The 6,079-nt window shown below is 66.8% G+C and carries 6 protein-coding genes; all 6 read left to right on the top strand.

The window, feature by feature from the left end:
- The first annotated feature begins 235 nt into the window (after window positions 1–235).
- The 6 genes from M3148_RS16805 (at window position 236) to M3148_RS16780 (ending at window position 5,728) form a co-directional block, all read left to right on the top strand.
- Window positions 236–1,126, top strand: a complete 891-nt coding sequence (locus M3148_RS16805) for a C39 family peptidase (RefSeq protein ID WP_251305883.1) — start codon at window positions 236–238, stop codon at window positions 1,124–1,126.
- Window positions 1,127–1,317: 191 nt separating this feature from the next.
- Window positions 1,318–2,451 (top strand): hypothetical protein, encoded by a 1,134-nt coding sequence (locus M3148_RS16800; RefSeq protein ID WP_251305882.1) that lies wholly within the window; start codon window positions 1,318–1,320, stop codon window positions 2,449–2,451.
- 75 nt (window positions 2,452–2,526) lie between these two features.
- Window positions 2,527–2,979 carry a hypothetical protein gene (locus M3148_RS16795; protein WP_251305881.1) on the top strand — a complete coding sequence of 151 codons (453 nt, stop codon included), beginning with the start codon at window positions 2,527–2,529 and terminating at the stop codon, window positions 2,977–2,979.
- Window positions 2,980–3,010: 31 nt separating this feature from the next.
- The gene (locus M3148_RS16790) at window positions 3,011–3,778 is read left to right on the top strand and encodes an ABC transporter ATP-binding protein (protein WP_251305880.1); all 768 of its coding nucleotides are present in this window, start codon (window positions 3,011–3,013) and stop codon (window positions 3,776–3,778) included.
- A 313-nt stretch (window positions 3,779–4,091) separates the two neighbouring features.
- Window positions 4,092–5,063, top strand: coding sequence for a hypothetical protein (locus M3148_RS16785; RefSeq protein WP_251305879.1), 972 nt, complete (start codon window positions 4,092–4,094; stop codon window positions 5,061–5,063).
- A 173-nt stretch (window positions 5,064–5,236) separates the two neighbouring features.
- On the top strand, window positions 5,237–5,728 hold the full coding sequence (locus M3148_RS16780; protein WP_251305878.1) for a hypothetical protein: 492 nt from the start codon (window positions 5,237–5,239) through the stop codon (window positions 5,726–5,728).
- Window positions 5,729–6,079: the final 351 nt, after the last annotated feature.

Here is a 6,079-nt window from a genome sequence, read left to right as displayed (position 1 = left end):
CCGGAACCGGCGCCCACCCGAGGCGAGACCCGGGCCACTGTCACACCCAACTGACAGAATCGACCTCAGGCCGGCGCTTCACGCAGCTCCCACCGACCACGGCCGCCTCATGAAAGATCCGGGCTAGGTTCCGATCGACGCCGCAGCGCGGGGCCGCGCCAGAACAATCGCCCGGGCTTTCCCCACTCAGTCGCGTCAGCGATCCACTTCTCAGACACCCATGGAGGGGAAAGTAATGCGAAGAACTCGTTTCACTGCCGCAGCAGTAGCGCTGGCACTGGCCGGTGTTCTGGCGCCGACCACCGCGCAGGCGACCGAACTCGATCTGCTCGCGCCCGACGTCCTGCCGCCGGCCGACGTCACCGCGCCGGAGGACCAGATCCCGCTGGACGCCGAGTCGGCCGCCAAGGTCGCTGAAGCGCTCGCGACCGCCGCGACCATCCCGGGGACATCGGCCGCCGAGCTCGCCGCCATCACTGAGGAGCTCGGCGAGATCCGGCAGCTCAACCCCCGCGCGGTCGACACCGCAGCGACTGCGGTCTCCCGCGCACGGACGCATCTGTCGAAGAGCGGAACCGTCACCGCCGCCGCCCAGCCGATGTCCACGCCGACCCTGCGACTGCTGACCGTGACCCACCAGGTACAGTCCACCAAGTATTACTGCGGCCCGGCCACAGCGTCGATGATCGTGCGTTTCAAGGGGAAGACTCACTCCCAAGCGACGCTCGCCGGCTCGAGCTACCTGCAGACCGACAGCCGCGGAGCAACGCCGTGGGCGTCGAACAGGATGGCCCCCACGCTCAACAACGTGCTCGGGATCTCGCGGTACAAGGCGGTCGGGGCCCCCAGCCTCTCCACGCTCAAGGGCGCGTTCGTCAACTCGGTCAACGCCTCCTACCCGCTCGCTGTGGGCACCGTGGAGCACGTGGGCGAGCGTTACAACCAACACCCGACCGATCGGTTGATCGGTCACTGGATCGTTGGTCGCGGCTTCGACGGCGGCGGCAACACGCTGCTGTTCGCCGACCCCGCCACCAACGTCTGGCCCGGGTTGACCCCCTCGAAGTTCTTCACCCAGTCGGCCAGCTCGTTCCACAAGTTCGTCGACAACGGGATCGTGTACTGATGCGGCTGCGGCGCCGCCCCGTGCTGTGGGGACTGCTCGCAGTCGTTGCCCTCAGCTCCGCCTGCGAGGCCGACACATCCCGGGGCGGCGCCGCGAGTACGCCCACCACCAGTGCGCCGAGCGGCAGCGCAACGACCGCGCCTGCACCCACGGAACCGGACGCCCAGATGACCCGGCCGGACGGTACCGCCGTGGAGTTCACCGACATCGAGGTGCCGCCCGCATCGCAGGCAGACGCCGCTCGAGTCGAGATCGAACTCGCAGAGGACTACCGCATGGTCACCGGCCCTGCCCTGTCGGTGCGAGCTGTCTCCCCCGACGGTATAGCCCTGGTCGACTCAATGGACCCGGCGGCGTTTGACCCCGACACCTGGGTGCTGAACGCCACCTCCCCGGTGAACCTGTGGACCGAGAAGGGTCTGGAACCGGTGGGTGACACCGACGGACTCATCCCCGAGGACGAGCATCGCCAGGTTCTCAACGGCGCGTTCGTCGGTGACAGCATCACCTGGTTGGAGACAGCCAGTATCGACCTGTTCGTCTCGGACTGGCGGATCTTCCGCCGGGATCTCAACGGCGGCGAGGTCGAGCTACTGGCCCGCTCGGAGCAGGTTCACCCTGAGGGCCAGCTGCCCCTCGCGGTCGGCGACGCGGTGCTCGCGCCAGTTGCAGACCGCGTCGGATGGCATACCACCTACGTCCGCGAGGACGGCACGCTGCGCACCAAGCTGGTGTCGATACCGGCGGCCGGTGGCGACCTGCGCGACGAGGCTGACCTCGTTGCCATGCCTGCGGGCGTCGAGGGCGGCTGGGTGGCGCTACGGATGATCGACCAGACCGTGGCGGGCGCCGAGGAAGGCTGGGAGATCCAGGACCCTAACGCGGCCGCGAGCATCGCCTTCATCGAGCCCGGCGGGCAGACGCGCGAGCTCGTGAAGTTCCCGGGTGGCACCAGTGATCTCTGGGCGGTCGCGCGGATCGCTGCTGGTGGTGGGGAGGTGTACGCGTGGGCGATGAACGACGGGCACATCTACGTCTCCAGCATCGACGGCTCCGATGTCGTCCGACTTACACAGCCGTCAGATGTCCAGGTCGTGCCCCACTCCCTCGCGGTCTGTGGCGAGCGAGTCGCGTGGTCAGTGGCTCCCGAGGAAGGGTCACCCACGGTGACCTACCTGTTCGATCCTGCAGACGGGCAGATCGCTCTCCTGCCTTCTGAGAACGGTCTCGGCAACACGAACTGTGGCGGTCCTTTCATCGCATGGACGGAGATCGCCATGGACGACCCTGAGGCGCGCTCGCTTACTCTCGCGCGCCAGTCATAGAGGTCGCGGTGCGGCGAGGCGAGGGGGGCCTAGGTTGCGGCGGGGTTCGTGAACGCAGCAAGAACTCAAGCAAGCATGTCCATCAATGACGACGAAAGGGCACTACCAATGCGTAACCAGACATGGAAGAACCGTGCGGTCTCCACACTCATCGCGGGACTCGTCGCCACTGGACTGATGGGCGGACCGGCGGTCGCTACCAGCGGCGCTGTCGAGTCCGCCGTCTCTCCGATGGCGACGTGCACGGTGGATCCGCGACCCCCGTACGCGTCGGGCGGCGATATCTACTTCCGTGCATACCACCAGAACTGCGGCTACGTCGTGGTCTTGCTCAAGTGGGCCAAGCCGCTCGGAACAACCGAGATGGCCCGGTCGAGCGGTCCGTTCAGCGGCGCGGCCTTGAACATGGGCGAGTGCGACTGGGGCATCCCCAGGAACCGCAACCTCTTCACCCGCATCGAGGGCTCGGTCAACAAGTCCTCTGCGCTGCGTACCTTCACGAGTTCCACCAGCAGCTGCCTGCTCTAGTCGAGCACACAGATGACTATGCGGAGGATGAGTGACTGACGCGATCGCACGCGTGACGGAGATGTCCTGTGGGTACCGCAAGCGCGCCGTACTCGAGGGTGTGACGTTCCGACTCCCGGCCGGCGTGACGGGCATTCTCGGGCCGAACGGCGCTGGGAAGTCCACCCTCCTGTCCGTGCTCTCCACGAGGCGCGCGGCCAGCTCGGGGGAGGTGCACATACTCGGGAGCGATCTCTCTGATGCTGCAGGGAGGGAAGCGGTCCGACGCCGCTTAGGGTTCTTGCCGCAGCGGTATCCGCTCGTGGGATCAATGCGCGTGCTCGACACGGTCGCGTACGCAGCCTGGACGCATGGGCTGCCTCAACGCGCGTGCTACGGCGCTGCACAAGCCGCACTGGCGCAAGTCGAGATCGCCGACTTGTCTGACCGGCGAGTGCGGGCCTTATCCGGCGGGCAGCGGCAAAGGGTCGGGCTAGCAGCCGCGCTGGCACACCAGCCAGACCTAATCCTTCTTGACGAGCCAACCGCGGGCCTGGACCCGGAGATCCGCCTCTCCCTGCGTGAGACTCTGAGATCCATCGCTGAAACCGACACCGTCGTGCTCACGACGCATCTGATCGAGGACGTCGTAGCGCTCTGCGACACGGTGCTAGTGCTGGATCAGGGGCGCTTGGTATTTCAGGGCGGGGTGAGTGACCTTGAGCGGTATGCAACCTCGGCCACTGACCGCCGGGCGGCTAGCCCGATGGAACGAGCGTACGCGGCGCTCCTCGATTCGGTCCGCTCCCGTGCGAACTGACCTGACGAGGCTCACCTGGCCTCTGCCATGGTGGGTTGTGAGCGGACCCGCCGCGCTCGTGGTCGTACTGACCGGAGTCGTCATGGCTCAACCAGCCGGGTGGACTTACATCGCAGCTGCGCGCGCGTCCGGACTGCCTGCGGAAGCTCTGCTCATCGTCGGTCCGTTCGCCGCGCTTGCGGCATCCTGGGTGGCGGAGCGGTACAGCAATCGCCATTCTCCGCTCGCACATCCGACCTTGCCCCGGTCATCGGGGACGCTCGGGCTTCGGATCGTGACCGTTCTTATGGCGAGCTGGGGCCTCGCTTTCGCCATGAGCGCATCCGCAGGCGTCGCTCTGTGGTGGGTTCGCTCCACCGGAGGAACGTTCCATCCGGTCGAGATCGTGGTCGCGGTCCTGCGGCTGGAGTTCTTCATAGTCTCCGGCTTCATGATCGGCGCGCTGGTGTCGAGGTGGTATGCCGCCCTGCTCTCGCTCGCCTGGTCACTGTTGTGGGTACTCGTACTGCCCTTGCAGTACGCGGTTGTGCTGCCAGAACGGCGAACGAACCTTGAGTATTTCCTCTTCCCTGCCCTCACCGCGTCTAATCACCGCGACCTGGACGCTGCGGTCGTGCTGCTGGTGGCGCTCTGGTGGCTGAGCGTGATCGCCGTATTCCTCCTAGCCACCGTCGGGTGGTTCACCGCGGTGGCCCGCGGGTCGAGACGGCTGGCAGGAATCGGCGCGGGCGGCCTTGTCGCGACGTTCGCTGGGGGCGTGCTCCTTCCGGCCGTGGCTTCACCGCCGTTTGTCGACGGCTCGCCTCCCCCGCTCGCGTGTACCACCACCGAGTTCGTTGACATGTGTGTCACAGAAGAGGAGCGGCCGGTGCTCGCCGAAGTTTCGGCACGTCTTGATGGCGTGCTCGGGCGAATGGGTCCCCACCTGCCCCGTGACCTACGCCAGGCCGCAAGTTCCGAGGCGCTCACCGCGATGGTCGCGAGCGGGGCGGACGCCGATTCGGTCCTCCAGATCTCGTTCGGGTCTGGCGGGCTCGGCGACATCGAGTTCGATGTCGCCGTCAACATGGCCGGACTCAGTGCCTGCTCCGGCGGGGACCCCGGCGCCTCCTGGGCGTTCTTCTTCGCGAGCTGGCTGGTTCCAGAGAGCAGGTACGCCGACCCGCCCGAGTACAACCCCCTCACGGGCGTGGACCGCGACGTGGTGCTGGCTTGGTACGCGGACAACGCGTCAGCATTGCGGTCTTGTTCTTACGACGGCGACGGTCCTGCGGGAGCACGATGAACGAGCGCCGGCGTCGAGGCTGGGCGTTGCCGTGGCGGTCACGTGTTCTGACGCCAGCGGCCGTTTGTGTGGCTGTCACCCTCGCTCTCGTTACCTGGCTGCCTGGCGCCGAGCTCTACATAGGAAGCGGTGCGGGTGTTCCGCGCGCGCTAGGCCCCTTCGAGTATGGCCCCATGCTGGTTGCGGTCGTGCTGGGCATTGGCCTGGTCCCCCGCTTTCCTGATTGGGACCGGTATGGCGCTCCGCGCACCCGCACGCTCGCCATGGTGAACATGATGCTGACGGTTCTCGTTCCGCTCGCCACGTTCGCCCTTGCGCTGTCGTTGGGGCAGACGTCCATGTATACCTCGGCGTGGGACCTTCTTCCCTACGCAAGCAACATCGCTGTCGCGGCTCTGCTGGTCGTGGTGCTCGTCGGAATCTTCGGCCGGCTCCTCGGTGCTGTCTTGTGGGTTGGGGTCGTGTATCTGGTGGTGTTCTGGCAGGCGGCGACCCCGACGTACTCGAGGATGCTGCCGTTCACCGGGCACACGGACGCGAACGGTCTCGTCGACGCTGACACGCGGTGGGCGTGGATCGTGCTCCTCGCGCTCGCGGCGATCAGCGTGGCGCGAGTCAGACGCTCAGTTCCGGTGGGCTTGAGCCTGCGAGTCGCCGAGGATTGACTGGTCCTGGTCCTGGTCCTGGTCCTGGTCCTGGTCCTGGTCCTGGTCCTGGTCCTGGTCCTGGTCCTTCCGCCGCTCTAGCAGGACTAGGTTCCGCGTCTTGACGACGTCGAGGCGCACCCACCGCTGTGACCTCGACGACGCCCATATTCCCGCGGCACGCCCGCCGGCGCGGACGCCACCGCGCCCGCTCCAACTGAAGCGCCCCAGGTTTGATGCCGCTTCTGTTTGAGTCCAGGAGGATGAGCACCATGCCCAAGAAGATTGATCCAGAGCTGAGAGCCCGCGCTGTGCGGTTGGCGACCGAGCACGCCGGTGAGTACCCGTCGTTGACGGCGGCGTCGTTCGCCG

It is taken from the genome of Georgenia satyanarayanai (genome assembly GCF_023715365.1).
Lineage (GTDB): Bacteria > Actinomycetota > Actinomycetes > Actinomycetales > Actinomycetaceae > Oceanitalea > Oceanitalea satyanarayanai_B.
Note: the sequence above shows the minus strand (reverse complement) of the source record. Positions and strands in the feature narration are given on the sequence as shown.